The sequence below is a fragment of the Streptomyces sp. NPDC056296 genome (genome assembly GCF_042268605.1).
Lineage (GTDB): Bacteria > Actinomycetota > Actinomycetes > Streptomycetales > Streptomycetaceae > Streptomyces.
Genome location: NZ_JBHJRX010000031.1, coordinates 74,117 through 98,341, shown reverse-complemented (window position 1 = coordinate 98,341; position 24,225 = coordinate 74,117). Strand labels below are relative to the sequence as shown.

The 24,225-nt window shown below is 71.4% G+C and carries 26 protein-coding genes; 14 read left to right on the top strand and 12 right to left on the bottom strand.

Annotated elements, in window-relative coordinates; translation table 11 throughout:
* Nucleotides 1-121 precede the first annotated feature (121 nt).
* The gene (locus ACFCZF_RS23210; protein WP_376673270.1) at nt 122-1,546 is read right to left on the bottom strand and encodes a cytochrome P450; all 1,425 of its coding nucleotides are present in this window, start codon (nt 1,544-1,546) and stop codon (nt 122-124) included.
* Nucleotides 1,547-1,693: 147 nt separating this feature from the next.
* Nucleotides 1,694-2,446, bottom strand: coding sequence for a sulfite exporter TauE/SafE family protein (locus tag ACFCZF_RS23205; RefSeq protein WP_375916767.1), 753 nt, complete (start codon nt 2,444-2,446; stop codon nt 1,694-1,696).
* A gap of 331 nt (nt 2,447-2,777) precedes the next feature.
* Between ACFCZF_RS23205 and ACFCZF_RS23200 the strand changes: the two genes are divergently transcribed.
* From ACFCZF_RS23200 to ACFCZF_RS23175, 6 genes are all read left to right on the top strand, one after another.
* Nucleotides 2,778-3,950 (top strand): ATP-binding protein, encoded by a 1,173-nt coding sequence (locus ACFCZF_RS23200; RefSeq protein WP_376673269.1) that lies wholly within the window; start codon nt 2,778-2,780, stop codon nt 3,948-3,950.
* Nucleotides 3,947-4,348, top strand: a complete 402-nt coding sequence (locus tag ACFCZF_RS23195) for a roadblock/LC7 domain-containing protein (RefSeq protein ID WP_053126708.1) — start codon at nt 3,947-3,949, stop codon at nt 4,346-4,348. The genes ACFCZF_RS23200 and ACFCZF_RS23195 overlap by 4 nt, the downstream gene beginning before the upstream one ends.
* On the top strand, nt 4,345-4,722 hold the full coding sequence (locus ACFCZF_RS23190; protein ID WP_376673268.1) for a DUF742 domain-containing protein: 378 nt from the start codon (nt 4,345-4,347) through the stop codon (nt 4,720-4,722). The genes ACFCZF_RS23195 and ACFCZF_RS23190 overlap by 4 nt, the downstream gene beginning before the upstream one ends.
* On the top strand, nt 4,697-5,290 hold the full coding sequence (locus ACFCZF_RS23185) for an ATP/GTP-binding protein (protein WP_375916705.1): 594 nt from the start codon (nt 4,697-4,699) through the stop codon (nt 5,288-5,290). Before ACFCZF_RS23190 ends, ACFCZF_RS23185 begins: the two co-directional genes overlap by 26 nt.
* Before the next feature lie 15 nt (nt 5,291-5,305).
* Nucleotides 5,306-6,652 (top strand): cytochrome P450, encoded by a 1,347-nt coding sequence (locus ACFCZF_RS23180; RefSeq protein WP_376673267.1) that lies wholly within the window; start codon nt 5,306-5,308, stop codon nt 6,650-6,652.
* 207 nt (nt 6,653-6,859) lie between these two features.
* Complete coding sequence (locus ACFCZF_RS23175; RefSeq protein ID WP_376673266.1) at nt 6,860-7,987, top strand: tryptophan dimethylallyltransferase family protein; 1,128 nt, start codon at nt 6,860-6,862, stop codon at nt 7,985-7,987.
* 93 nt (nt 7,988-8,080) lie between these two features.
* On the opposite strand, the gene ACFCZF_RS23170 is transcribed toward ACFCZF_RS23175, so the two are convergent.
* The 3 genes from ACFCZF_RS23170 to paaI all read right to left on the bottom strand — a co-directional run bounded on the left by ACFCZF_RS23170 (nt 8,081) and on the right by paaI (nt 11,269).
* Complete coding sequence (locus tag ACFCZF_RS23170; RefSeq protein ID WP_376673265.1) at nt 8,081-9,379, bottom strand: flavin-containing monooxygenase; 1,299 nt, start codon at nt 9,377-9,379, stop codon at nt 8,081-8,083.
* Between the two features lie 133 nt (nt 9,380-9,512).
* On the bottom strand, nt 9,513-10,859 hold the full coding sequence (gene paaK / locus ACFCZF_RS23165; protein ID WP_376673264.1) for a phenylacetate--CoA ligase PaaK: 1,347 nt from the start codon (nt 10,857-10,859) through the stop codon (nt 9,513-9,515).
* Nucleotides 10,856-11,269, bottom strand: coding sequence for a hydroxyphenylacetyl-CoA thioesterase PaaI (paaI, locus tag ACFCZF_RS23160; RefSeq protein ID WP_375916764.1), 414 nt, complete (start codon nt 11,267-11,269; stop codon nt 10,856-10,858). The genes paaK and paaI overlap by 4 nt, the downstream gene beginning before the upstream one ends.
* 226 nt (nt 11,270-11,495) lie before the next feature.
* Here paaI and paaA point away from each other — a divergent pair, with 226 nt between their 5' ends.
* From paaA to ACFCZF_RS23130, 6 genes are all read left to right on the top strand, one after another.
* The gene (paaA, locus tag ACFCZF_RS23155; protein WP_376673263.1) at nt 11,496-12,473 is read left to right on the top strand and encodes a 1,2-phenylacetyl-CoA epoxidase subunit PaaA; all 978 of its coding nucleotides are present in this window, start codon (nt 11,496-11,498) and stop codon (nt 12,471-12,473) included.
* Complete coding sequence (gene paaB / locus ACFCZF_RS23150) at nt 12,470-12,763, top strand: 1,2-phenylacetyl-CoA epoxidase subunit PaaB (protein WP_376673262.1); 294 nt, start codon at nt 12,470-12,472, stop codon at nt 12,761-12,763. Before paaA ends, paaB begins: the two co-directional genes overlap by 4 nt.
* Nucleotides 12,764-12,772: 9 nt before the next feature.
* The gene (gene paaC, locus ACFCZF_RS23145; protein ID WP_376673261.1) at nt 12,773-13,600 is read left to right on the top strand and encodes a 1,2-phenylacetyl-CoA epoxidase subunit PaaC; all 828 of its coding nucleotides are present in this window, start codon (nt 12,773-12,775) and stop codon (nt 13,598-13,600) included.
* On the top strand, nt 13,594-14,109 hold the full coding sequence (gene paaD, locus ACFCZF_RS23140; RefSeq protein WP_376673260.1) for a 1,2-phenylacetyl-CoA epoxidase subunit PaaD: 516 nt from the start codon (nt 13,594-13,596) through the stop codon (nt 14,107-14,109). The genes paaC and paaD overlap by 7 nt, the downstream gene beginning before the upstream one ends.
* Nucleotides 14,109-15,233 carry a 1,2-phenylacetyl-CoA epoxidase subunit PaaE gene (gene paaE, locus ACFCZF_RS23135; protein ID WP_376673259.1) on the top strand — a complete coding sequence of 375 codons (1,125 nt, stop codon included), beginning with the start codon at nt 14,109-14,111 and terminating at the stop codon, nt 15,231-15,233. The genes paaD and paaE overlap by 1 nt, the downstream gene beginning before the upstream one ends.
* A gap of 133 nt (nt 15,234-15,366) precedes the next feature.
* A complete protein-coding gene (locus ACFCZF_RS23130) occupies nt 15,367-16,827 on the top strand; it encodes an alpha/beta hydrolase family protein (RefSeq protein ID WP_376673258.1) in 1,461 nt (486 codons plus the stop codon).
* Nucleotides 16,828-16,855: 28 nt separating this feature from the next.
* Here ACFCZF_RS23130 and ACFCZF_RS23125 read toward each other — a convergent pair whose 3' ends face one another.
* Both ACFCZF_RS23125 and ACFCZF_RS23120 read right to left on the bottom strand, forming a co-directional pair.
* Nucleotides 16,856-17,770 carry an aminoglycoside phosphotransferase family protein gene (locus tag ACFCZF_RS23125; protein WP_376673257.1) on the bottom strand — a complete coding sequence of 305 codons (915 nt, stop codon included), beginning with the start codon at nt 17,768-17,770 and terminating at the stop codon, nt 16,856-16,858.
* Between the two features lie 60 nt (nt 17,771-17,830).
* Nucleotides 17,831-18,424, bottom strand: coding sequence for a tellurite resistance TerB family protein (locus ACFCZF_RS23120; protein ID WP_376673283.1), 594 nt, complete (start codon nt 18,422-18,424; stop codon nt 17,831-17,833).
* A 198-nt stretch (nt 18,425-18,622) separates the two neighbouring features.
* Here ACFCZF_RS23120 and ACFCZF_RS23115 point away from each other — a divergent pair, with 198 nt between their 5' ends.
* Nucleotides 18,623-19,099, top strand: a complete 477-nt coding sequence (locus ACFCZF_RS23115) for a GtrA family protein (RefSeq protein ID WP_376673256.1) — start codon at nt 18,623-18,625, stop codon at nt 19,097-19,099.
* Nucleotides 19,100-19,114: 15 nt separating this feature from the next.
* Here ACFCZF_RS23115 and ACFCZF_RS23110 read toward each other — a convergent pair whose 3' ends face one another.
* Nucleotides 19,115-19,495, bottom strand: a complete 381-nt coding sequence (locus ACFCZF_RS23110; RefSeq protein WP_376673255.1) for a winged helix-turn-helix transcriptional regulator — start codon at nt 19,493-19,495, stop codon at nt 19,115-19,117.
* A 103-nt stretch (nt 19,496-19,598) separates the two neighbouring features.
* Between ACFCZF_RS23110 and ACFCZF_RS23105 the strand changes: the two genes are divergently transcribed.
* Nucleotides 19,599-20,006, top strand: coding sequence for a RidA family protein (locus ACFCZF_RS23105; RefSeq protein WP_376673254.1), 408 nt, complete (start codon nt 19,599-19,601; stop codon nt 20,004-20,006).
* A 128-nt stretch (nt 20,007-20,134) separates the two neighbouring features.
* Here ACFCZF_RS23105 and ACFCZF_RS23100 read toward each other — a convergent pair whose 3' ends face one another.
* From ACFCZF_RS23100 to ACFCZF_RS23085, 4 genes are read right to left on the bottom strand one after another with little or no spacing between them, the layout of a single operon-like run.
* A complete protein-coding gene (locus tag ACFCZF_RS23100) occupies nt 20,135-21,028 on the bottom strand; it encodes a Gfo/Idh/MocA family protein (protein ID WP_376673253.1) in 894 nt (297 codons plus the stop codon).
* A 58-nt stretch (nt 21,029-21,086) separates the two neighbouring features.
* Nucleotides 21,087-22,286, bottom strand: a complete 1,200-nt coding sequence (locus tag ACFCZF_RS23095; protein ID WP_375916758.1) for an ROK family protein — start codon at nt 22,284-22,286, stop codon at nt 21,087-21,089.
* A gap of 17 nt (nt 22,287-22,303) precedes the next feature.
* Nucleotides 22,304-23,170 carry a carbohydrate ABC transporter permease gene (locus ACFCZF_RS23090; protein ID WP_376673282.1) on the bottom strand — a complete coding sequence of 289 codons (867 nt, stop codon included), beginning with the start codon at nt 23,168-23,170 and terminating at the stop codon, nt 22,304-22,306.
* A gap of 26 nt (nt 23,171-23,196) precedes the next feature.
* Nucleotides 23,197-24,216, bottom strand: coding sequence for a carbohydrate ABC transporter permease (locus ACFCZF_RS23085; protein WP_376673252.1), 1,020 nt, complete (start codon nt 24,214-24,216; stop codon nt 23,197-23,199).
* Nucleotides 24,217-24,225 lie beyond the last annotated feature (9 nt).

The window sequence follows — 24,225 nt, the reverse complement described above, 5'->3', positions numbered from 1 at the left end:
GGGGAGCAGCTAAACGTGTCGGGCGGGGTTGTGGGACAACAACCCCCGCTTTCCCAGAACGTGCTGTGGGGGAGGGCCAGGCCCGGCTGGGGGAGCCTCCCGCCCGGCCCGGTATGTCGGTTCAGCCGGCGGGCGGGGCCGGTGAGTCCCTTCTGTCGCGCACGGTCATCAGCAGGGTTCGGGGCCGCACAGTGGCCGCGGCGACGGGCCGCACCGTCTGACCGGGAGCGAGTTCCAGCCGCACCCGCCGGGTGATCGTGGCGATGGCGGTGACGAGTTCGGTGAGGGCGAACCGGTCACCGATGCACTTGTGCTTGCCCGCGCCGAAGGGCAGGAACGCGTGCGTGGGCCGGGGCTGGTCGCTGTCCAGCCAGCGGTCGGGGTCGAACCTCAGCGGATCCGGGAAGAGTCCGGGGTCGCGGTGGAGTGCGTGCTGGCAGTAGGCGAGTTCGGTCCCGGCGGGCACGGTCCACGGGCCGAGCCGGGTCTCGGCGACGGTGCGGCGGGTGACGAGCCACCCGGTGTGGTGCAGCCGCAGGGTCTCGTCGACGACCCTCTTCAGGTACGGCAGCCTGCCCAGGTCGTCGAAGGTGACCGGCCGGTCGCCGAGCACCTCGTCGAGTTCGTCCAGCACCCGCGCCTCCACACCGGGATTCCGGGCGAGTTCGTACAGCACCCAGGACAGCACCGAGGCGGTGGTCTCGGTGCCGGCCACGGCCAGGGTGAGGATCTCGGAGGAGATCTGGTGGCCGGTCAGCGGCCGGCCGGTCTCCTCGTCGGTGGTGCGCAGGAGCAGGGAGAGCATGTCGCCGGTGTCGTGGCCGGAGGCCTGGAGGTCGGTGACGGCCCGGTCGATGGTGGCCCGTACGGCGTCGCGTGCCGCGGTGAAGCGGCGGTTGACGGGCAGCGGCAGGCGCTCGATCCAGTCGGGCAGCATGACCCGGGCGCCGACGCCGTTCATCACCACCGAGAGGTCCGCGCGCAGCCGGCGGAAGGTGGTGTCGTCGAGGCTGCCGGAGAACACGGTCTTGGCCAGCATGTTCAGGCTGAGCCCGACCATGGCCTCGCGCACGTCGAGTCTGCGGCCGGGGGCCCAGCCGTCGACGGCGGCCTCGGTCTCGCCGCGCATGGTGTCGACGTAGCGGGCGATCCGGTCGCGGGCGAAGGCGGGTTGGAGCTGGCGTCGTCTGCGGACGTGGACCTGGCCGGCCGCGGTGACGACGGAGTCGCCCAGCAACTGGCCCATCTTCTCGAAGAACCGTCCCTTGTCGAGGCTCGGTCCGAGGTCGGTCAGCATGGCGCGGATGAGGTCGGGGTCCTGGACGACCAGTGTGCGGGTGCCGGGCTGGAGGGTTATCTCGACGAGCGGACCGTAGGAGGTGCGCAGTGAGGCGATGAAGCCGAGGTTGTCGCGCAGGAGCTGTATCGCGTGACCCAGAAGCGGCAGCGAACCCGCTGCCCTGGGTATGGGGGGAGGCGCTACGAGCGTCACGAGGGTGCGTCCCTTCGATTCGATCTTGGGCGCCTCCATGGCTTCCCTGGTCACCGCCCGGAACAATCCGCGCGAGGGCGTGGTGTTCGCCACGGCCCCGCGGGCGCGGTCAGGGTGTGGGCGGGCGGGTGGTGGGGCACATTCCACCTCCGGCCGCCTTTCAACCCACGGACCCGAGAAGGGCCGCGGGCCCCTGCCGGGTCAGCGGAGCAGCAGCTGCACGAGGGCGACGGTGCCGACCGACACGACCAGTATCCGCAGGACGAGCGGGCTGAAGCGGCGACCCACCTTGGCTCCGAGGTAACCGCCGAGGGCCGAGCCGACCGCGATGAGCGCGACGGCGGTCCAGTCGAAGTCCGCGGCGAAGAGGAAGAAGAGCGCGGCGACGGTGTTGACGATGGCGGCCAGGACGTTCTTGGCGGCGTTCAGGCGTTGCAGGGGCTCGTCGAGGAGCATGCCCATCAGGGACAGGTAGATGATCCCCTGGGCGGCGGTGAAGTAGCCGCCGTAGACGCTGGCGAGCGTCAGACCGGTGAACAGGAGCGGGCCGCCGTCACGGCGTGGGGAGGCGCCGGTGCGGGCGCGGCGGCGCTGCACCAGCCTGCCGATCTGGGGCTGGAGGGCCACCAGCACCAGGGCCAGACCCACCAGGACCGGCACGATCGTCTCGAACGCGTCGGCCGGCAGGGCCAGCAGCAGTGTGGCGCCCGCGAGGCCGCCGATCAGGGCCCCGACGCCCAGTTTCAGGATGCGCCGACGCTGGCCGGCCAGCTCCTTGCGGTAGCCGATCGCCCCGCTGACGGAGCCGGGGATGAGGCCGAGCGCGTTGGAGACCGTGGCGGTGACGGGGGACAGCCCCGTGGCCAGCAGCACGGGAAAGGTGATCAGCGTTCCGGAGCCGACGACGCTGTTGATGGCGCCGGCTCCGACGCCCGCGGCGAACACCGCGGCCATGGCCTCCGGCGTCACGCAGTGCCGTCCCGCGCCGGGCCCGGGGTCGACCGGAAGGTGTCTTGTGCATCTTTCACGGGGCCGACTGTACCCACCGCCGAAGTCGAGGTATGTGCCGGTCCCAACCAGTCCTGCTTGGACAGTTCTTGACGGAAATTCACCTGATCACGCGGTGATACGATCACCGCGTTTGCGGAGCGGGCGGATGGGTGAAAGACGGCATCCCCGACTTCAGGGACAGCCCGGGCGGCAACCCCGGTGCGGGCAGTCCACCGGGCCGCCCGCGTAGACGGGAATGCAGCAATCCGGCCGTCAGTCGCCTGAAGAGAGTCTTATGACGGAATACATAGGGAACCCATTGCTCTGGGTCCTTCTCGTCGCCCTCGTCGCCGCCGTCGCGCTCATCAGCCGCCAGCGCAGGGCGGCGCGAGTTCTGCGGCAGCAGGTTCAGGGGCTCAGGGATCATTACACGGAGCTGGAGAACGATTACGGGAAGTCCGTGCGGGCGGCTCAGGAGCGGGCCGAGGACGAGACGAAGACCGTCCTGAAATCGGCCATGCGGACCCTGCAGGGCCTCGCCGCCGAACAGCAGCTGGTGCTCTCCCGGCTGCAGACCAAGTACGGGGACTCGGCCCTGCTCCAGGACCTGCTGGAGATCGACCACACCAACTCGCAGTTCGGCCGGCGCGCCCAGTCCATCGCGGTGCTGTGCGACGGCTGGCTCGGCGGCCGGCGTGACACCGCCTCGGTGTACGACGTGGTGCGCAGCGCCCAGGGCCGGATCCGGCACTTCCGCCGGGTGGAGATCCTCTCCCAGGTCGACTTCGGCATCACCAGCCGGGCCGTCGAACCCGTCGCCCTGGCCCTCGCCGAGCTGTTCGACAACGCCACCAGCTACTCCAGCCCGGACACCGTCGTCGAGATCAACATCCGGACCGTGCCCAAGGGCATCTGCGTCGTCGTCGACGACGCCGGTGTCGGCATGAGCGACGAGGAACGCGCCCGCGCCGACAAACTGCTCGCGACCGAGCGAGCCTCGGGCGTGGCGGGGCTCGGCAATCCACCCCAGTTCGGCTTCGCGGTCATCGGCCTGCTGTGCGAGCGTTTCGGCTTCGAGGTGTCGGTGGACTCCTCCTCCCCCTACGGAGGTGTACGCGCGGTGGTCCTGTTGCCGCACGAACTGCTCACCGCCATGCCGGAGAAGAAGGCACCCGCCCCAGCCGCCCGTGGCGCGTCCCGGCCCGGCCCCGACGGCGGACCGGAGACCGCGCTCACCACGTCCCAGACCGATGACGGTCTGCCCCGGCGGCGCCGCAAGCGCCCGATGGCCATCGTGCCCGGCAGCTCCTCCGCCCCGCGCCAAGCGGGCCGCTCCGACTCCGAGCAGGCACAGATCATGGGTGCCTTCCAGCGGGGCACGCAGACCGGCCGCGTCACCCGGCCGGAGGACACGGACCGGACGAGCAGAACACCTGGTGCAAGCAGAGAAGGACATGAGGACTCGTGAACGACGATCTGTCATGGATGCTCGACAGCGCCCTGGAGATTCCCGGGGCCCTGCACGCGGTCCTGATCTCCGCCGACGGCCTGCTGATGGCCCGGACACAGGACTTCGACAAGGACGACGCGGACCGGGTCGCCGCCGCGATGAGCGGTGTGCAGTCGCTCAGCCGCACCCTCGCCTTCTTCTGTGAGGACCCGCACCAGGCGTGGCGGCAGACCCTGGTCGAGTTCGACGGCGGCTGGGTGTTCCTGATCTCCGCCGGCGAGGGCGCCTACCTCGGCGTCTCCGCCTCCCCTGAGGTCGACATGGCGGACATCACCTTCCGGATGCAGCAGCTCGTCGCCCAGCTCGGCAAGCGGCTGACGACACCGCCGCGCGAGAACCTCGGCACCCGCTCATGACCGGCCGCGACGGCTGGGAGCCGGAGGCCGCCGAATTAGTACGGCCGTACGTCATCACCAAGGGCCGCGGCCTGCCCGACGAGGAGCACCTCTCCCTCATCACCCTGGTCACCGCCTCCGCCGAGGACGCGCGGCGGCCGACCCGGCTGTCCCCCGAGGAGCAGAGCCTGCTGGAACTCTGCTCGGCCGGCTACCTCTCGGTCGCCGAGATCGCCGGACACACCCATTTCCCGCTGGGCGTGGTGCGGATCCTGCTGGCCTCCCTCATGGAAGGCGGCTACGTCATGACCCGCCCGCCGGTGGCCCCCGCGCGCCTGGCCGACAGGGAGATCCTTCAGGAGGTGCTCAATGGGCTCCGCGCCAAGTTTGGATGAGCGGGACTACGTACGCGGCGGGGCGACCCAGACCGCGGTGAAGATCCTCGTCGTCGGGCACTTCGCGGTGGGCAAGACCACCCTCATCGGCTCCATCTCCGAGATCGAGCCGCTGTCCACCGAGGAGACGATGACGCAGGCCGCCGAGGCGGTCGACGACCTCAAGGGGGTCCAGGGCAAGACCACCACCACGGTCGCCATGGACTTCGGCCGCCTCACCATCAGCGACCGCGTCGTGCTCTACCTGTTCGGCACGCCCGGCCAGCAGCGCTTCGTCCAGATGTGGGAGGACATGGCCCGCGGCGCGCTGGGCGCCCTGGTGCTGGTCGACCCCGAGCGGCTGGCCGACTCGTTCCCCGTGATCGACCTCATCGAGCACTACGGACTCGACTACGCCATCGCCGTCAACCACTTCGACGGCGTACCGCTGCGCGACGAGCGGGCGCTGCGCGAGGCACTGGACCTGCTCGACGACACCCCCGTCGTCACCTGCGACGCCCGCGACGAGAAGTCCTCGGCCGCCGCACTGACCACCCTCGTCCGCTACTTGCTGGACCGCACCCGCTAGGAGCTGGGAGCAGACATGAACGCCCACGACACCGCCCCGGTGCCGCCGCCCGGGTGCCCGGCCCACGGCTCAGGCGCCCGGGTGCCGCTGCACGGGCCGGAGTTCGCCGCCGACCCGCAGGCGTACTACGAGTACCTGCGCCACTACGGGGCCGCCGCGCCCGTCGAACTGGCCCCGGGGGTCGAGGCGACGCTGGTCACGGACTACGCGGCGGCACTCCAGCTGTTGCAGGACTCCGGTTCCTTCCGCAAGGACGCGCGTCGCTGGCGGGACTTCAACGAGGGCAAGGTGGGCCCGGACAGCCCCGTCGCGCCGCTGCTCGCCTACCGGCCCAACTGCATGTTCGCCGACGGCGCCGACCATCTGCGCCTGCGCCAGGCGGTCACCGACAGCATGGCGAAGGTGGACACCCGCCGGCTGAGCCGGAGCACCGAGCAGATCTCCGGCTACCTCATCTCCCAGTTCGGCGGCCGCGGCTCGGCCGACCTGCTCGGCGACTACGCCAAGCAGCTGCCGCTGTTCGTGTTCAACGAACTCTTCGGCTGCCCCGCCGACATCGGCGACCGGGTGCTGTTCGGCATCTCCGGCATGTTCGACGGCGTCAACGCCGACAAGGCCACCGCGGTGCTGTTCCAGGCGGTGGGGGAGCTGGTCGCGCTCAAGCGGAGCAAGCCCGGTGACGACGTCACCTCCTGGCTGATGCGGCACGAGGCACGGCTGACCGACGAGGAGATGGTCCACCAGCTCGCCCTGCTGCTGGGCGCGGGCGCCGAGCCGCTGCGCAACCTCATCGGCAACACCCTGCACCGGCTCCTCACCCACGAGCGGTACGCCCGGGAAGGCGGCCTCATCGACGAGGCCCTCGACGACACGCTGTGGGAGAACCCTCCCATGTCGAACTACGCGCCGCACTACCCGGCCGCCGACACGGAACTCGCCGGACAGCGACTTCAGGCGGGCGACCTGGTCCTGGTCAGCTTCGCCGCGGCCAACACCGGCCCGACCCTGAAGGCCTCGCGCCAGGCCGGGAGCAACCGCGCGCACCTGGCCTGGAGCGCGGGCCCGCACGCCTGCCCGTCCAAGGAACCGGCCCGGCACATCACGGTCACCGCAATCGAGCATCTGTTCAACGAACTGCCCGACGTCGAACTCGCCGTCCCCGAGGACAGCCTGACGTGGCGTCCGGGTCCCTTCAACCGGGCCCTGGCCACCCTCCCGGCCCGCTTCACCCCGGTGCGGTCCGGGCGGCGCGGTGACCCGCAGCCGGGCGCCGGGGCGGACCAGGAGAAGGCGGCGAGCCAAACCCGTCCGGCCGAACGCAACGGCATGTGGAGCCAGTTCCTCAACTGGCTCACACGGTGACATGCGCAACACCCTCCCAACCTGCCCCTCCCGCATGAAGGTTCAACGGCACGGGTAGTGAGCAACGCGGCATTCAAGTTGCTTACGAGTAAAAGGAGGTGTCGTGGACCACATATCCACGAACGCCGCTTTCCCGCCGCCGAATCCCCGGATACCCGCCTCCCCAGGCGGGTATCTCGCTGTGCGGCCCCGGCCGGGGACGGGCCGGTGACCGCCGCACCGACGGACACGGGCCTGCGGGGCACACAGACGCTCGGCGCCTTCACCGGCGGCCAGTTGCGAAGACTCGGCGCGGTCGCCGGCCTGTCCGAGGCCGACGTCGAGACGTACGCCCGTGTCCTGACCGACTCGCTGGGCCCGGTGGCCGAGCGGCCGCTGAACCTGCCGCCACCCAGCCGCACCTTCCTGTCCGACGACCACACCCCCGTGGAGTTCTCGCTCTCCTTCCAGCCCGACGCGGCCCCCGCCCTGCGGGTGCTCCTGGACCCGGGCTGCGGCGCAGACAGCCTGGCCCGGGGCGGCCGCGTCGGACTCGAGGCGCTCCGGGCGATGGCCCGGCGCTGGAACTTCACCACCGGACCGCTCGACGACCTCGCGGACCTCTTCCTCCCGCCCTCACCGCAGGGTGCCCTGGCCCTGTGGTGCGCCCTGGAACTGAGACCGGGCGGTGTGCCCAAGGTCAAGGTCTATCTGAACCCGGCCGCGAACGGGGCGGAACGTTCCGCCGGGACGGTGCGCGAGGCTCTGCACCGGCTGGGCCACCGGCAGGCCTTCGACAACCTGCCCCAGGGGAGCGGGTACCCCTTCCTCGCCCTGGACCTGGGGGACTGGGAGCAGCCCCGGGCGAAGGTCTACGTGCGCCACGACGACCTCACGGCCGGCCAGGCCGGGCGGCTGTCCCGCATGTCCCCCGGACCCGGCCCCGCGGCGATCGAGGGATTCTTCCGGACGGCCGCGGGCCTCGGCCCCGACGTGACCGGGCTCAGCGGGCGGCCCGGTCTGTCCTGCCACTCCTTCACCGACACCGCCACCGCCCGGCCGAGCGGTTTCACCCTGCACATCCCGGTCAGGGACTACGCCGGGAACGACGGGGAGGCCCTGGCACGGGCGGCAAGCGTGCTGCGCCACCACGGCATGGACGCCTCGGCGCTGGTCCGTGCCCTGGCCGCGGTCACCGACCGGCGGCCCGAGGACGGCGTGGGGCTGATCGCCTACCTGGCACTGGCCCACCAGCAGGACCGCCCGCCGCGGGTGACGGCCTACCTCTCCTCGGAGGCGTACGCGGTCAGGCCACCGGTCGTGGAGGCCGTCCGCCACCCGGTGGCGGTGCACTAGCGGACCCTCCGGACACCACAGGGCTCCCGGTGAAACACACCGGGAGCCCTGGTCATGGACTGGACGGCCGGGCGCCGGCGCCCGTCGGTACGGCTACACGGGCAGCGACTCCTGGAACTCCGCCAGATAGGGGCCCACGTCGACCTGGATCGAGGCGCCCCGGGTCCGGCCGTAGCGCTGGACGATGCCGGCGAGGTACGTGCCGATCTCCTCGCGCATCTCCTCCGCCGCGGGCAGCTCGGTCTCGCCGTCGATGATCCGCGCCACCCACCGCGCCTGGGCCTCCACCAACCGGGTGATCGCTCCCACGGGACGGACGAGTCCGACGAAGTACAGGCCCGGCCGGCCGGCCGGGACCACCCGTCTGTACAGCTCGACCGAGCCGTCCGCCGCCACCGGGCAACCGGCGGGCAGGAAGGGGAAGGTCATGTGGAAGCCGGTGCAGTACACGACCGCGTCCGCCGCCACCCGGGTGCCGTCGGTGAAGACGACCCGGTCGCCGTCGAAGGAGGCGATCGCGGGCTTCGGAGTCACGGCGCCGTGCCGGATCCGGCTGAGGATCTCGTCCGAGAGGGTCGTGGCGGAGGAGAAGAGCGGATGGTCGGGCTCGGGCAGGCCGTAGTCCGCCAGCCTGCCGCGCGCGACGAGGAGGGCCTCCTCGGCCCACTTGCGCCGCTCAGCGAAGGACATGTCGTTCCACCACGGTGCTTCGGCGATCTCGTCGAGCGACTTCCCGTACAGCTGCTTGGGCACGATGTGCAGCCCCCGGCGCACCGAGAGCACGGTCTCGGCGGCATGCCGGGAGAGGTCCGCCGCGATGTCCACCGCCGAGGCGCCGAGCCCCACCACGACGACGCGCCGGCCTGCGAAGTCGCCGCCGTCGCGGTAGTCGAGGGAGTGCAGAATCGTTCCGGTGAAGAATTCGGAACCCGCCGGGAGCGGGTTCGGCAGAGCGGGGTCCGTGTGGTGGCCCGACGCGACGACCACCTGCTCGAACCGCCTCGACGCCATCGCGCCGTGCGCGTCCCGGCTGACCACCGTCCACATGCCGTCCGCGTCCTGGTCCACGGACACCACCTCGGTCCGCGGTTCGACGTGGTCGCGCAGGCCGGCCCGGTCGGCGAAGTCGCGCAGATAGGCGGCGACCTGGCTGTGCCGGGGGTAGAGCGGATACGAGTCCGGCATCGGGAAGCCGGCGTAACCGGTCAGCTGCTTGGCGGTGTTGAGGTGCAGCGACAGGTACCCGGGGCCCCGCTCATCCGCCTCCGGCTGACGCCAGATCCCGCCGACGTCGGCAGCCCTCTCCAGGCAGACGAACCCGATGCCACGCTCCTTGAGGGCGTGGGCCACCGCCAACCCCGACAGACCTGCACCGATCACACACACACGCACGGGCTTTCCCCCCAGGACGAACTCAACCTCCCCCGATCATGCAGTGACTGCCCATCCGTACCCCTCCGCACACCAGCACGAGAGGTGAACAGACGTGTCGGTGCTCACGTTTCGTCCCTCTGCCGGCCGACGGTCACGCCTGGCGCAGATCCCTCACCCTGCGGAGCTTGCCCAGTGAGCGCTCCAGGGTCTCCGGGTCGACGATCTCCACCTCCACGGTGACGCCCACGCCGTCCTTGACGCCCTGTCGGATCGCCCCGGCGGCGGCCGCGCGCCGCTCGGGACCGGCGTCGGGGCGCGCCTCGACCCGCACGGTCATGTGGTCCATGCGGCCGCGCTCGGTGAGCTGGATCTGGAAGTGCGGCGCGACGCCCGGCGTACGCAGCACGATCTCCTCGATCTGGGTGGGGAAGACGTTCACCCCGCGCAGGATGATCATGTCGTCGCAGCGCCCGGTGACCTTCTGCATCCGGCGGAACGCGGGCCGGGCGGTGCCCGGCAGCAGCCGCGACAGGTCGCGCGTGCGGTACCGGATGACCGGGAGCGCCTCCTTGGTGAGTGAGGTGAAGACGATCTCCCCCTCCTCGCCCTCGGCCAGCACGGCGTCGGTGAGCGGGTCCACCACCTCGGGGTAGAAGTGGTCCTCCCACACGTGCAGCCCGTCCTTGGTCTCGACGCACTCCTGCGCCACACCAGGGCCGATCACCTCGGACAGCCCGTATATGTCGACGGCGTGGATGTCCATGCGCTCCTCGATCTCGCGGCGCATCTCCTCGGTCCACGGCTCGGCACCGAAGATGCCGACCTCCAGGGAGGTGGTGCGCGGATCGACACCCTGGCGCTCGAACTCGTCGAGCAGGGTGAGCATGTAGGACGGGGTGACCATGATGATCTCGGGCCGGAAGTCCTGGATGATCTGCACCTGCCGTGCCGTCATGCCGCCGGAGGCCGGAATCACCGTGCACCCGGCGCGCTCGGCACCGTAGTGCGCGCCGAGGCCTCCGGTGAACAGCCCGTAGCCGTAGGAGATGTGCACCTTGTGGCCGGGACGGCCGCCCGCGGCCCGGATCGAACGGGCGATGACGTCCGCCCACATGGACAGGTCGCCCTCCGTGTAACCGACGACGGTGGCGCGGCCGGTGGTGCCGCTGGAGGCGTGCACGCGCCGCACGTCGGCCATCGGGACGGCGAACATGCCGAAGGGATAGGTGTCCCGCAGGTCGGCCTTGGTGGTGAAGGGGAACCTGGACAGGTCCGCGAGGCTCCGGCAGTCGTCGGGCTGCACACCAGCGGCGTCGAACTTCTTCCGGTACAGCTCCACGTTCTCGTAGGCGTGCCGCAGCGTCGTGCGCAGCCGGTCGAGCTGCAGCTCCCTCAGCTGCTCACGGGACAGCCGCTCGGCGTCGTCCAGCAGGTCGTGGGGGAGGGGATCGCCCCGTCGGGGTGCCGGGGACGCCCCGGTCGTCGGCTCGCTGCTCATCGCGACTCCTTCGTCGTCGTGCCCGGCGTCTCGCGCGCCGTAGTGTCCCGCACGCTGCGGCTGCGTCCGCGGAACTCCGCGATCACTTCTCCGGCGCGCCGCACGGTCACGTCGTAGACGCCGCTGCGGCCGAACCGGGCGCGTTCCTCGGCGCTCGCCACGAGCACGTCGCCCTCGCGGGCCGGCGCGACGAACACGATGTCGGCACCCGCCGCCACGGTCACCGGGCCGTGACTGTTGCACGCGCAGGCGAAGGCGGTGTCGGCGAGCAGGAACAGGTAGCCGCCGTGGGCGATCCCGTGTCCGTTCACCATCGCCGGGGTCACGGTCATACGGAGTACGGCGGTTCCCTCAGCCTGCTCGACCAGCTCGATGCCCAGCCGCCGGGACGCCTCGTCCGCGGAGAACATCACCTCCGTAGGCGTCGGCTCAGCGGCCCGCGACACCTTTCCCACCACGTGGTCCCACCACCTTGTCTCCCGACCGACCATTCGGTTAGCGCATGGCAGGGCCCAGTAATCCAGCCGTGCGGTTGCCCTGTCAAGAGTGTGGTCGGCGAGGGCTCGGGTCTTGCCCGGCACCGGGAAACGCGGCACACTGATACCGAACGAATGGTCGGTTGGGAAGCTGGTGACGATGACCACGACACACGCCGCCGAGGCGCCGCCCCCGGACGGGCTGCGGGAGCACTTCGACGCGACGATCGCGCACGACCAGCGCATCGAACCGCGCGACTGGATGCCGGACGGCTACCGCAAGACGCTGGTCCGGCAGATCGCCCAGCACGCCCACTCGGAGATCATCGGCATGCAGCCGGAGGGCGAGTGGATCACCCGCGCGCCGTCGCTGCGCCGCAAGGCGATCCTGTTCGCCAAGGTCCAGGACGAGGCCGGCCACGGGCTGTACCTGTACTCGGCCGCCGAGACGCTCGGCGCGGACCGCGACGACCTCACCGAGCGGCTGATCGAGGGGCGCCAGAAGTACTCGTCGATCTTCAACTACCCGACCCCGAGCTTCGCCGACGTCGGCGTGATCGGCTGGTTCGTGGACGGCGCCGCGATCTGCAACCAGGTACCGCTGTGCCGCAGCTCTTACGGGCCGTACGCGCGCGCGATGGTGCGCATCTGCAAGGAGGAGTCCTTCCACCAGCGGCAGGGCTACGAACTGCTGATGACCATGATGCGCGGCACCGACGCCCAGCGGGAGATGGTCCAGGACGCGGTGGACCGCTGGTGGTGGCCGTCCCTGATGATGTTCGGCCCGCCCGACGACGCTTCACCCAACTCGGCCCAGTCGATGGCCTGGAAGATCAAGCGGCACAGCAACGACGAACTGCGCCGCCGCTTCGTCGACATGACCGTCCCGCAGGCCGAGAAGCTCGGCGTCACCCTGCCCGACCCTCGGCTGCGCTGGAACGAGGAGACGGGGCACCACGACTTCGGCACCCCCGACTGGGACGAGCTGATGCGCGTCATCAAGGGCGACGGCCCGTGCAACGAGCAGCGGATCCAGCGGCGGAAGACCGCCCACGAGGAGGGCGCCTGGGTGCGCGAGGCGGCCACCGCCCACGCGGCCAAGCATGCGGCCCGCACGGAGAAGGGAGCGGCGGCATGAGCGCCGACAAGCAGGGCTGGCCGCTGTACGAGGTGTTCGTGCGCGGCAAGCGCGGCCTCAACCACGTCCACGTCGGCTCGCTGCACGCCGCCGACGACACCATGGCCCTCACCCACGCCCGCGACCTCTACACCCGGCGGAACGAGGGCGTGAGCATCTGGGTCGTGCGCTCCGAGCACATCGCCGCCTCCACCCGCGACGAGAAGGACCCCTTCTTCGCACCCAGCGCCGACAAGGTCTACCGTCACCCGACCTTCTACGACATCCCCGACGACGTCCCCCACATCTAGGAGCAGGGCATGAGTGACGACCACGTCTACCTGACCCTGGCCGAGGGACACGAGGACGACACCCGCTGGGCCTACGGCACCGGCTTCGAGGACCCGCTGCACGGCGTCGACACCACCGTGCCCGAGGGCGTCGACGCCGGTGAACTGGCCGCGGACTGCGTGGCGCTCGCCGACGACGCCCTGGTCTCGGCGCAGCGGCTCGCCGAGTGGGTCACGCGTGCGCCGGAGCTGGAGGAGGAGGTGGCGCTGGCCAACATCGGCCTCGACCTCCTCGGCCAGGCCCGTCTGCTCTACTCGCGCGCGGGTCAGGTCGACGGCACCGGCCGCGACGAGGACGCCTACGCCTACTTCCGGGATGCCGGCGACTTCCGCAACGTGACGCTGGCCGAACTGCCCGGCGGCGACTTCGCGTTCGCCATCGTGCGGCTCCTGGTCCTCTCCAGCTGGCGCCTGGCCCACTTCCAGCGGCTGGAGGCCCACCCCGACCCGGTCCTCGCGGCGGTCGCGGCGAAGGGCGTCAAGGAGTTGACGTACCACCGGCAGTACGCCGCCGAGTGGGTCGTACGCCTGGGCGACGGCACGGAAGAGTCGCACCGCCGGACGCGCGCGGCGCTGGAGCAGATCGCCCCGTACCTCGGCGAACTGCACACCGCGTACGACGTCCGGGACGCGGTCGCCGACGACCTGCGCCAGGTCACCGAGGCGGCCGGACTGACCCTGCCGGTGTACCGCCCGCTGCCCGGCTCCGGACGAGCCGGCGAGCACACCGAACATCTGGCGCCGCTCCTCGCGGAGTTGCAGGGCGTCGCCCGCGCACACCCGGACGCAACATGGTGAACAGTGGCCTCGCCCCTCTGGACGCCCACCGCGCCCGGCACGTCGCCGAGCAGGTGCCCGACCCCGAGCTGCCCATGCTGACCCTCGCCGACCTCGGCGTGCTGCGCGGCGTCGAGGTGACCGGGGACGGCACGGTGGTCGCGAGCCTCACGCCCACCTACTCGGGATGCCCGGCCATGGCCGAGATGCGGGCGGACGTCGCCACGCGGCTGCGGGACGCCGGGTACGCGCACGTGGAGATCCGCACGGTGTTGAACCCGCCCTGGACCACCGACTGGATCACCGAGGCCGGCCGCCGCAAGCTCGCCGAGCACGGCATCGCCCCGCCCGGCGCCGCGCCCCGCGGCCCGGTCTCCCTCGTCCTGTCGCCCACCCGGCCCGCGGTGCCCTGCCCCCGGTGCGGCTCGGCGGACACCGAGGAGACCTCCCGCTTCGCCGCCACGTCCTGCAAGGCGCTGTGGCGCTGCCGGGCCTGCCGCGAGCCGTTCGAGTACGTCAAGGAGATCTGATGGCCCCGACCGCCCCCGCCTCGGCGACCGCGTCCGCCTCGGCACCACCGGCGCGCACCCGCCGCCGTCCCGCCTTCCACCGCCTGCGCGTCGCCGCCGTCGAGCGGCTGTGCGCGGACGCGGCGGCCGTGAGCTTCGAGATCCCGGACGAACTGGCCGAGGAGTTCGCCTTCGCGCCGGGGCAGTCGCTCACGCTGCGGCGCGAGATCGACGGCCGGGACGAGCGCCGCTCGTACTCGATCTGCGCACCGGCCGGTACGGTGCCGCGCATCGGGGTCCGGGTGGTGCCGGGCGGCGTGTTCTCGTCGTGGCTGGTGAGCGAGGTGCGTCCGGGTGACACCGTCGAGGTGATGGCCCCCACCGGCTTCTTCACGCCCGACCTCACCATGCACGGCCACCACGTGCTGATCGCCGCCGGCTCGGGCATCACGCCCATGGTGTCCATCGCCGAGTCGGTGCTGGCCGCCGACGACCGCTCGACCGTCACCCTGTTCTACGGCAACCGCCGCACCGACACGGTGATGTTCGCCGACGAACTGGCCGACCTGAAGGACCTCCACCCGACCCGCTTCCACCTGGCCCACGTGCTCTCCCGCGAACCCCGCGAGGCGGAGGTGCTCTCCGGCCGCCTGGACGCGGAGCGGCTCTCGGCGCTCGTCGATGCCCTGGTGGACGTGGAGAGCGCGGACCACTGGTGGCTGTGCGGCCCGCAGGGCATGGTCGCCGACGCCCAGCAGGTGCTGACCGGCCTCGGCGTCCCGGCGGACCGCGTCCACCGGGAGCTGTTCTTCGCCGACGACGAGCCCGTGCGGGAGGTCCGCCACGAGGAGGCCGGCCCCGAGGGACCCGTCAGCGAGGTCACCATCACCCTGGACGGCCGCTCCACGACCTCGTCCCTCTCCCGGGAGCGGAGCATCCTCGACGGCGCCCAGCAGACCCGGCCCGATCTGCCCTTCGCCTGCAAGGGCGGCGTCTGCGGCACCTGCCGCGCCCAGGTCACCGACGGCCGGGCCGACATGCGCCGCAACTACGCGCTCGAAGCGGCCGAGGTCGACGCCGGCTACGTCCTGACCTGCCAGTCGTACCCGGTCACGGAGAAGCTGACCGTGGACTACGACAGCTGAGCCGGCCGCACCCTCCGGTGCGCGGGCGAACACTATGAACGCAATGATCGAAGGGGTGGCCCCGGCCTCGGCGGATTCCTAGCATCCGGGCTCGCAGCGCAACTTCGCGCCGAGCACGTACAGGAGCCGCTTCGTGACCACACCTGACGCGTCTACCCGTGTCCCCTGGGCCTCCCACCGCCGACGCCGTCCGGCGGTGGTGGCCGCCGTCCTCACCGCCGTCTTCCTCGGCACGCTCGGCAACGTACCGGCCGCTCACGCGGGGCCCGCCTCGCCCGCGCAGACCGCCTGCCCGCCCGACCTGGCAGGCAAGGCGCGGTGCTACACCGGCCAGGACGCCAACGGCGCCCACTACACGATGGCCGTGCCCGTGGACTGGAACGGGTCCCTCGTCGTGCACGCCCACGGCGGCCCCGACCTCGGTGACGCCTCGGACCCGTCCCGGAGCACCGACGACCTGGCGCGCTGGGCGGTGATGGTCGACGAAGGGTACGCGTGGGCGGGCTCCGCCTACCGCCGCGGTGGCTACGGAGCCCGGATGGCGGCCGCCGACACGGAGAACGTCCGCCGCCTGTTCACCGAGCGGTTCGGCCGGCCGGAGCGGACCTACCTCCACGGCCAGTCCTGGGGCGGCAACGTCGCCGCCAAGGTCGCGGAGACCTACGGCAGGCGGCCCGGCGCCTACGACGGAGTGCTGCTGACCAACGGCGTTCTCGGCGGCGGTTCGCGCGGCTACGACTACCGCGTGGACCTGCGGACCGTCTACCAGTACTACTGCCACAACCACCCACGCCCGACCGAGCCGCAGTACCCGCTGTGGCAGGGGCTGCGCCCGGACTCCACCATGACGACGGCCGGGCTCCGCGCCCGTCTCCAGGAGTGCACCGGGTACGCCTCCGAACCCGGGGACCGGACCGCGCTCCAGCAGCGCAACCTCGACGACATCCTCGCCGTCACCCGCATCCCGGAGCGCACCCTGGAGTCGCATCTCAAATTCGCGACCTTCACGTTCCGGGACATCGTGACGAACCGGCTCGGCGGCCGGAACCCGTGGAGCAACCGGGGTGTGCGGTACTCGGGTTCCCACGACGACAAGGCGCTCAACGCGGGCGTCGAGCGCTTCTCGGCCGACCCCTCCGCACGCCGTGACCTCTCCTACGACAGCGACCTCACCGGCAGGGTGTCCCTCCCCGTCCTCACCTTGCACGCGATCGACGACCCGACGGCCTTCGTGGAGCACGAGGCGGCCTACCGTGCCACACTCCGGGGCGCCGGCCGGGGCGGCAATCTCGTCCAGACGTTCACGAAGGAGGCCGAGCACAGTTCGCTGAGCGACTCCGAGTACGCCAACTCCATCTCCGCGCTGGACACCTGGGCGCGCTCCGGCCGCAAGCCGACCCCGAGTTCGGTCGCGGCCTCCTGCGGCGCCTTCGACGCGATGTACGGCGACGGTTGCTTCTACGACCCCGGATTCCGGCCCGCGCCGTACGCCTCGCGGGTGCGGCCCCGGCCGGGCGGACTCGGCTGGCCCGCCATGACCGCCGCGCAGGAGCGGGCGTGGAGCCGGATCGACGGTGTGGGCATCGCTCCCTAGCTCGCGGGAGGTGGGGCGGCCGACCCGCTCAGCCCTTCTCCGCCAGCACCGCCCGGATGACGTGGCGGGCGTTACCGGCCATCGCCGGGTTGGTCTCGCGGTAGTACGGCAGCGCGATCAGCGCCTGGGAGAGCGTCCGTCCGCGGCCGCGCCTCCAGGCCGCGTCGTCCACGCCGAGCGCCTCGCGGAAGACCTCCCTGGCGCCGGCTGGCAGCAGATTCCAGGCCGGGAAGAGATCGCAGGCCGGGTCGCCCACTCCCATGCACCCGAAGTCGATCACCGAGGACAGCCTGCCGCCGTTCACCAGCAGGTTGCCCGGCATCAGATCGGCGTGCAGCCAGACCGGCGGTCCGTCCCAGGCCGGGGCCCGCAGGGCGTCCTCCCACACGGCGGCCAGGGCATCGCAGTCGACACCTTCCTCGGGGAGGCCGCGCAGCTCCTCGAGCGCGGACCGGGTCGTCTCGTCGAGCGTGGCGAGCGGGCCGCCGCGATGGGCCTGCGGCGCGTCCGGCAGGGTGATGCTCCGCATCGCCGCCACGAACCCGGCCAGATCCCGGGCCAGCAGCGCGGGTTCGCTCAGCGCTCCGGCCTCGGGAAGCTCTCCGGGCAGCCACCGGTACACCGACCAAGGCCACGGATACCCCTCGCCGGGCCCGCCGTCCCCGAGCACCTCGGGGACGGCGGTGGGCAGCAGGGGCGACAGGCGGGGCAGCCACTCCCGCTCCGCCAGCACGTCCCCGACCCCGCCCTCGATCAACGGCAGCCGTACGACCAGGTCGTCCCCGAGCCGGTACATCGCGTTGACCGTGCCACCGGACGGGAAGCGCTCGACCGGCAGTCCCGCCCACTGCGGGAACTGCCCGGCGACCAGGCGCCGTACGAGATGGTCGTCGAGGGGGTGAAGGCCCTGCCGCGTCTGCCTTGCTGAGCTCATGGGGCTCATCCGATCCCCCGACGCCGACGGCCGTCAAACGCTTTCCCGTCCGCCGGACGGCGAGGTCGGTCAGACGCCGAACTCCGAGGGCGCCACGCCGAGGGCGGTGCAGGCCTCACGGATCGCGTACTGCTCGGACGGCTCGAAGACCCCGTCGGCTCCGGCGATGACCATGCCGGTCTGGATGACCGCTCGAGCCTCCGCGGGCTTCTTGGCGGCCTTGGCGATCACCTGGAGGGCCTCGCTCTTGCCCATCTCGAAGTTGGCGACGAGCTTGTCCACGTGCTGGTTGAAACGCTGGCGGAGCTGGTCGGCCGGGAAGTTCTGCAGGACCTCGTTGGAGACGATCAGCTCCTCCACGCGCTGCCGCTCCGCCGGCTCCACCTGTCCGTCGGCCGCGGCGACCAGGGCGCACATGGCCATGCTGGCGTCCCGGTAGGCGCCGCTCTTGAGTTCGGTCTTGACCGAAGCGAGCTGGGTCTTGAACATCCCGATCAGCTGGGCCTTGGAGCCGCCGGAGGAGGAGCCGGGTCGGCCGGATCCCTGGTGCCCCTGCGGTCCCTGCGGTCCCTGCGGTCCCTGTCCGGGGCCGCTCGCTCCTCGAGTGCCCTGGGACTGCTGGAAGGTCTTGGCCTGGTCCTTGATCTTGTCCCACATCGCCACTCGTGCCACCTCGGCTTCTGTTGCTGCTGCGTGTCCGTCTTGGTCCTTGGTCGCGATTTCTCGCGGCTATCAGGATGAACGCACCCGGGGGCCGCTCGGTTCCCGAAAGGCAAAGGCCAGGCAAAGTGTCTCACGATGGCGTAGTAGGCTGCGCGACCAGGAGTTGACGGTCGGTCGGCATGGGTGGAGGCGTGACGTGTGGCTCGGCTGAACGCGTCACCGGTCACTCCCGAGCCCCGCGAGCCGCTCCCTACTCCCGCCACGCGGCGCACGGTGTGGTCGCGGGAGGTCGGCTGGTTCGTCGCGATCGGCGTCGTGTCGACCGTCGGGCAGGCGCTGCTGTACTGGGTGCTGCGCCTGTGGTGGCCACCGGCCGCCGCCAACCTGGTCTCCCTGCTGGTGCTGACCGTGCTGAACACCGAGGCGAACCGGCGGCTGACGTTCCGGCACACCGCCGCGGGGGCGGCCCGCGCCCACTTGGGAGCCGGTGGCCTCTTCCTGCTCGGCTACCTGGTCACGTCCGGTGCCGTGCTGTGGTTCAGGCATGCCGAGCCCGGCGCCTCGCCCGCGGCCGAGACCGCAGTACTCGCCGCCACGTCCGTCGCCGTCACCGTCGTGCGCTTCGTCGTGCTGCGGCTGGCCGTCTTCCGCGGTCCCGCTCGCCGACGGCGCTGAACCGGTCGGCGCCCGTCAGGCTCCGAAGCCGCGACGGGAAGCCTCGATGTGGCCCAGGTACCGGTGCGTCCAGTCGCACATGTGGTGCGTCGTCTTCAGCAGCCCCCGCCCCGGCTCCGTGAGGGTGTACTCGACCCGCGGCGGCACTGTGGGGTGCACGCACCGCTCCACCAGCCCGTTGCGCTCCAGCATGCGCAGGTTCTGCGTGAGCATCTTGTGGCTGATGCCCTCGACCTCGTCCCGCAACTCACCGAAACGCAGGGTGCGGTCGCCCAGCGCCTCGATGAGCAGAAGCGCCCACTTGTTGGCGATGTCCGAGAAGATCTCCCGTGCCAGGGAGTCCGCGCGCGTCAGGTCCGCGTCGTCGGGCGAGCCCGTGAACTGCTTGGTAACCATCGGGTTCCCCAGTCACTGAAAAGTGCGTTCTTCCATGTCAGCGGCCACTCTCCTACGGTTCCCGAGTAACCACAAGAGAGTGAACGGCAAGGAGAGACACGTCATGGCCATCACCCTGGTGAACCCCGAGGGACTGCCGGAGATCGACGTCTACCGGCAGGTGTCGATCGCGTCCGGATCGAAGCTGGTCTTCGTCGCCGGACAGGTCGCGTGGGACGCCGACGGCGCCACGGTCGGCGCGGACGACCTCGCCGCCCAGGCCGAGCAGTGCTACCTCAACGTCGCCACCGCGCTGGCCGCGGCCGGTGCCTCCTTCGACGACGTGGCGAAACTGAACGTGCACATCGTCGACTGGACCCCCGACAAGATGCCCCTGCTGCTGGAGGGCATCGCCCGGGCGACCGCGAAGCTGGGGGTCACCGCGGCACCGCCGGCCACCCTGCTGGGCGTCGCGGCGCTGGACGTGCCCGAGCACCTGATCGAGGTCGAGGCCACCGCGGTCGTCGACTGAACCCGACGGAGCTGTTTGAGGCTCTGAGCTCCGGACACGCGATTGCCGGGCGCCGCCGGCCGGCGGCGCCGACCGCGTACGGGCGGTCTGACGGACACCCGCTGAACGCGGGCCGTCGCGTCCGTCGGTCAGCCGTGTACCGCCCGGTCGAGGAGGCTCTGCAGGTACAGGCCGCGCTGTGCGTCGACCGGGGTCGGCGTGCCGGTGCGGACGGCCGTCGCGAAGTCGTGGAGCAGGACGGGCCAGCACTCCTCGTGGTCGATGTCGGCCGTGTCGTAGACCAGCGGCTGCGCGGGGCCGAAGAGCTCGACGCGGGTGAGGGTGCGCGGGACGGCCACCGAGCCGGACAGGGAGGCCTGGCTCACGGCTCCGTTCTCGTGCTCGCAGGTCAGTTCCACCCAGCGGCGCGGGTCGCCGGAGGCGCGGAGGCCGGTGATGGGGGCGATCGCGGCATCCAGCAGGTCGAGCAGGTGGGGGCCGAGGTCGAGCAGGGCACCGTGTTCGAGGCGCCAGCCGGTGGCGAACTCGCCTTGCAGGAAGGCACCGTGGAGGTAGCAGGAGCGGGCCCCGGCCACGTCGACGGCGCGCGCGGCCTCCAGGAAGGCCCGGGTGGCCGGGTGGTAGCGCTTGGTCAGTACGAGCTGGGAGACCACACCGGCTTCCGCGACCGCGTCGGCCACCCGGCGGGCCGAGGCCAGATCGGGCCCGAGCGGCTTCTCCAGCAACAGGGCCTTACCCCGCTTCGCCGCCAGCGGTGCCAGCTCGGCCTGGACGGCGGGCGGCACGGCGAAGGCCACGGCCTCGCAGCGGTCCAGCAACTCGTCGAAGTCCGCGGCGACATGGGCGGCGTAGGGCTCGGCGGTCTCGCGGGCGGCCTCCGTACGACGGGCCCAGACGGCGGCGAGCCGGGTCTCGGGTCCGGCGGCCAGTACCCGGGCGTGCATGGTGCGGGCCCAGGGGCCGGCGCCCACGAGTCCGACCTCGACGGGCCGGCCGGTCCAGGGGGTTGGGGCAGCGGTCACGGTGTTCCTGTCTTCCTGAGGCTTTCGGTGGGCGTGCAGGGAGGGGGCGGCGGTGCGCTCACGGCGCGAGGCGGTCGAGCCGGGCGTCGGCCTCGGCGGGGGAGTAGAGGTGCTCCACGACCATGGCGGCGGCTCCGACGAGTCCCGCGTGGTCGCCGAGGCGCGAGGTGACGACCTGGAGGTTGGCCGTGGCGCGGGGCATCGCGCGCTGGTAGACCAACTCGCGCACCCCGGTCAGGAAGGGCACCCCGGACAGCTCACCCGCGATCATGAGCACACCGGGATTGAGTAGCGTCACGACGGTGACCAGGACCTCGCCCACCCGCCGCCCGGCCTCCCGGGCCAGCCGTACGGCGTCCGGATGGCCCTCGTTGAGCAGGCGCCGCACGTCCCGTCCGGACGCGGTGTCCAGGCCGAGGGCGGCCAGCTCCTTGGCGATCGCACGCCCACTGGCGACGGCCGCGAGGCAGCCGTGGGAGCCGCACATGCACAGCGCGTCGGACCGGTCGTGCAGGCGGATGTGCCCGATGTCGCCGGCGCCGCCGTCGATGCCGCGGTAGAGGCTGTCGCCGATGACGACACCCGCGCCGATGCCGGTGGAGACCTTCAGCAGCAGGAAGGACGAGCAGTCGCGGTGATTGGCCTGGTGCTCGGCCAGCGCCATGAGGTTGGCGTCGTTGTCCACCAGCACCGGGACGGGGTCGGCCTCCGCGTCCAGGCCCATCCGCGCCGCGTACGCCTTCTGGAGCCGCTCCCGGATGGGGTACCGGTCCCAGCCCGGCATGATGGGCGGCTCGATCACCCGCCCCGACTCCCAGTCGACCGGGCCCGGCACGGACAGCCCGATGCCCGCGACGTGAGAGGCCGGGACGCCGGCCGCCGCGATCAGGTCGGGGAACCACTCGGCCAGCCGGTCCAGGACGTGGTCGGGTCCCTCGGCCACGTCCATGGGGCCCGTGTGCTCGGCCAGGATGGTGCCCGCGAGGTCGAGGACGGCGGCGCGGGCGTGCCGGGTCTCCAGGTCGAAGGCGATGACCGAGGCGTGACTCGGGTCGAAGGCGATCCGGTGGGACGGGCGGCCACCGGTCGAGGCTCCCGTGGTGTGGCGCAGCCACCCGGCGCCGTTGAGCAGGTCGAGGCGCTGACCCACGGTGGACCGGGACAGCCCGGTGGCGCTCTGGAGGTCGGCCCGGGTGTTGGCGCGCCCGCTGCGGATCAGCTGCAGCAGCGCGCCCGCGCTGGCCTGACTCGACGTCATCATGTGTCCCCCAGGGCTCAACTCTTGTCGGCGCCGCTGGTCAGACCCTCGGTGAGCAGTCGTTCGGCGGCGAAGAACAGAAGTACCACGGGGATCGTCAGCACCACGGAACCGGCCATCAGGATCGTCTTCGGCACCTCGATGCCGTTGGAGAGCTGGGCCAGTCCCAGGGAGACCGTCCACTGGCCGGGGTCGGCGGCCAGGAACAGCAGCGCGAACAGGAACTCGTTCCACGCGATCATGAACACGTACAGCCCGGTCGCCATCAGGGAGGGCAGGGCCAGCGGCAGGATCACCTTCCGGACGGTCTGCAGCCGCGAGCATCCGTCAAGGGCCGCCGCCTCCTCGATGGAGGCCGGGATGGTGACGAGGTAGTTCTTCAGCATGTAGATCGACACCGGCACGGTCTGGGCGACGTAGACGATGGCGAGGCCGACCAGGCTGGAGGACAGGCCGATCTTCGCGAAGATGACGAAGAGCGGGACGGCCAGCAGGGTCGCCGGGAACATGTACACGGCCAGGAAGAGGGCGCTGACCTGGCGGTGGCCGAAGAACTTCAGCCGGCTGACGGCGTAGGCGCCGGGCACGGCGGCCACCAGGGTCAGCGCCACCGTGCCGAGGGAGACCAGCGCGGAGTTGACCAGGAACTTGAGGAAGCCCTGGCCGCCGTCGGAGGTGGAGCGCAGTACGTCCTGGTAGGTGGAGAGGGTGAAGTCCTTCGCCGAGATCCACAGGGAGCCCGGGTCGAGCAGCAGCGCGTCGATGGGCTTCAGCGACAGCAGCACCATGTAGTAGAAGGGCAGGAGGGTGATCACGGCGAGGAACGCGATGACGATCCACCGCGCGACGCCGAAGAACCGCTCCTCGAACCGGGCCCGGCTCAGCGCCGCCTTCTGGGGCACGTTCTGCGTCACGCTTCCTCCTGGACCTTGTTGCCGAAGAACTTGAAGTAGAGGCCCAGCAGGATCATCAGCACGAGGGCCAGGACGAGCGCCTGGGCGGCCGCGGCCCCCACGTCGTAGCGGGCGGTGAGGAAGTCGTAGACGCGCACGGCGGCCACGTCGGTGCCGGCGCCGCCTCCGGTGAGCAGGTAGACGTCGTCGAACTTGTTGAACGTCATGATGAAGCGCAGCACGCACAGCAGCGCGATGACCGGCATCAGCTGGGGCAGCAGGACGTGCCGGAAGCGCTGGGTGATGGTGGCGCCGTCGACCAGCGCGGCCTCCTCCAGGGTGTCCGGCACCGCCTGCAGCCGGGCCAGGATGAACAGGAAGGCGAAGGGGAAGTAGCGCCAGACCTCGAAGACGATGACGGTCAGCAGCGCCAGCGGGATGTCGAAGTGCAGACCGAGGAGGTTCACCTCGTACTCGCGGGTCGACAGGAACGCGATCGGGTCGTCCCAGCCGAACAGCCGCCTCCCCCAGTCGTTGACCACGCCGTACTGCGGGCTGAGCGCGACCTCCCAGACGAAGGCCACGGCGACGACGGGCGCGACGTACGGGAGCAGCATCGCCGCGCGCAGCAGCCCGCGCCCCTTGAACGGCTTGCGCAGCGCGAGCGCGGCGACCAGGCCGAGGACGACGGAGCCGAGGGTGGAGCCCGCCGTGTAGAGCAGGGTGGTCCACAGGCTGGACCAGAAGCCGGCCGAGTCGAAGACCTGCGCGAAGTTGTCCAGGGACCAGTTGCCGAACAGGCCCATGCCCTGGATGTCGACGAGCTTGGCCTTCTGGAAGGCCAGCAGCACGGTCCACGCGATGGGCAGCACGACCACCACGAGGACGACGAGGAAGGTGGGGGAGACGAACGCGAGGCCCGCGCGGTTGGCGCGCCGACTGGCGGTCATCGGACGGCGGCCCGGTGTGTCGGGCCGGTCCGTGGACCGGGGGCTGGTGTCCCGGCGCTGCGGCGCGCCGGCTGGGGCTGTTGTCATGAGGGACCT

Excerpts from the sequence above, each read along its gene's own strand:
- ACFCZF_RS23205 (WP_375916767.1), bottom strand. The coding sequence starts at position 2,446 with ATGGCCGCGGTGTTCGCCGCGGGCGTCGGAGCCGGCGCCATCAACAGC.
- ACFCZF_RS23200 (WP_376673269.1), top strand. The coding sequence starts at position 2,778 with ATGACGGAATACATAGGGAACCCATTGCTCTGGGTCCTTCTCGTCGCC.
- ACFCZF_RS23190 (WP_376673268.1), top strand. The coding sequence starts at position 4,345 with ATGACCGGCCGCGACGGCTGGGAGCCGGAGGCCGCCGAATTAGTACGG.
- ACFCZF_RS23185 (WP_375916705.1), top strand. The coding sequence starts at position 4,697 with ATGGGCTCCGCGCCAAGTTTGGATGAGCGGGACTACGTACGCGGCGGG.
- ACFCZF_RS23180 (WP_376673267.1), top strand. The coding sequence starts at position 5,306 with ATGAACGCCCACGACACCGCCCCGGTGCCGCCGCCCGGGTGCCCGGCC.
- paaK (WP_376673264.1), bottom strand. The coding sequence starts at position 10,859 with ATGAGCAGCGAGCCGACGACCGGGGCGTCCCCGGCACCCCGACGGGGC.
- paaI (WP_375916764.1), bottom strand. The coding sequence starts at position 11,269 with ATGTTCTCCGCGGACGAGGCGTCCCGGCGGCTGGGCATCGAGCTGGTC.
- paaA (WP_376673263.1), top strand. The coding sequence starts at position 11,496 with ATGACCACGACACACGCCGCCGAGGCGCCGCCCCCGGACGGGCTGCGG.
- paaB (WP_376673262.1), top strand. The coding sequence starts at position 12,470 with ATGAGCGCCGACAAGCAGGGCTGGCCGCTGTACGAGGTGTTCGTGCGC.
- paaC (WP_376673261.1), top strand. The coding sequence starts at position 12,773 with ATGAGTGACGACCACGTCTACCTGACCCTGGCCGAGGGACACGAGGAC.
- paaD (WP_376673260.1), top strand. The coding sequence starts at position 13,594 with ATGGTGAACAGTGGCCTCGCCCCTCTGGACGCCCACCGCGCCCGGCAC.
- paaE (WP_376673259.1), top strand. The coding sequence starts at position 14,109 with ATGGCCCCGACCGCCCCCGCCTCGGCGACCGCGTCCGCCTCGGCACCA.
- ACFCZF_RS23125 (WP_376673257.1), bottom strand. The coding sequence starts at position 17,770 with ATGAGCCCCATGAGCTCAGCAAGGCAGACGCGGCAGGGCCTTCACCCC.
- ACFCZF_RS23110 (WP_376673255.1), bottom strand. The coding sequence starts at position 19,495 with ATGGTTACCAAGCAGTTCACGGGCTCGCCCGACGACGCGGACCTGACG.
- ACFCZF_RS23105 (WP_376673254.1), top strand. The coding sequence starts at position 19,599 with ATGGCCATCACCCTGGTGAACCCCGAGGGACTGCCGGAGATCGACGTC.
- ACFCZF_RS23095 (WP_375916758.1), bottom strand. The coding sequence starts at position 22,286 with ATGACGTCGAGTCAGGCCAGCGCGGGCGCGCTGCTGCAGCTGATCCGC.
- ACFCZF_RS23085 (WP_376673252.1), bottom strand. The coding sequence starts at position 24,216 with ATGACAACAGCCCCAGCCGGCGCGCCGCAGCGCCGGGACACCAGCCCC.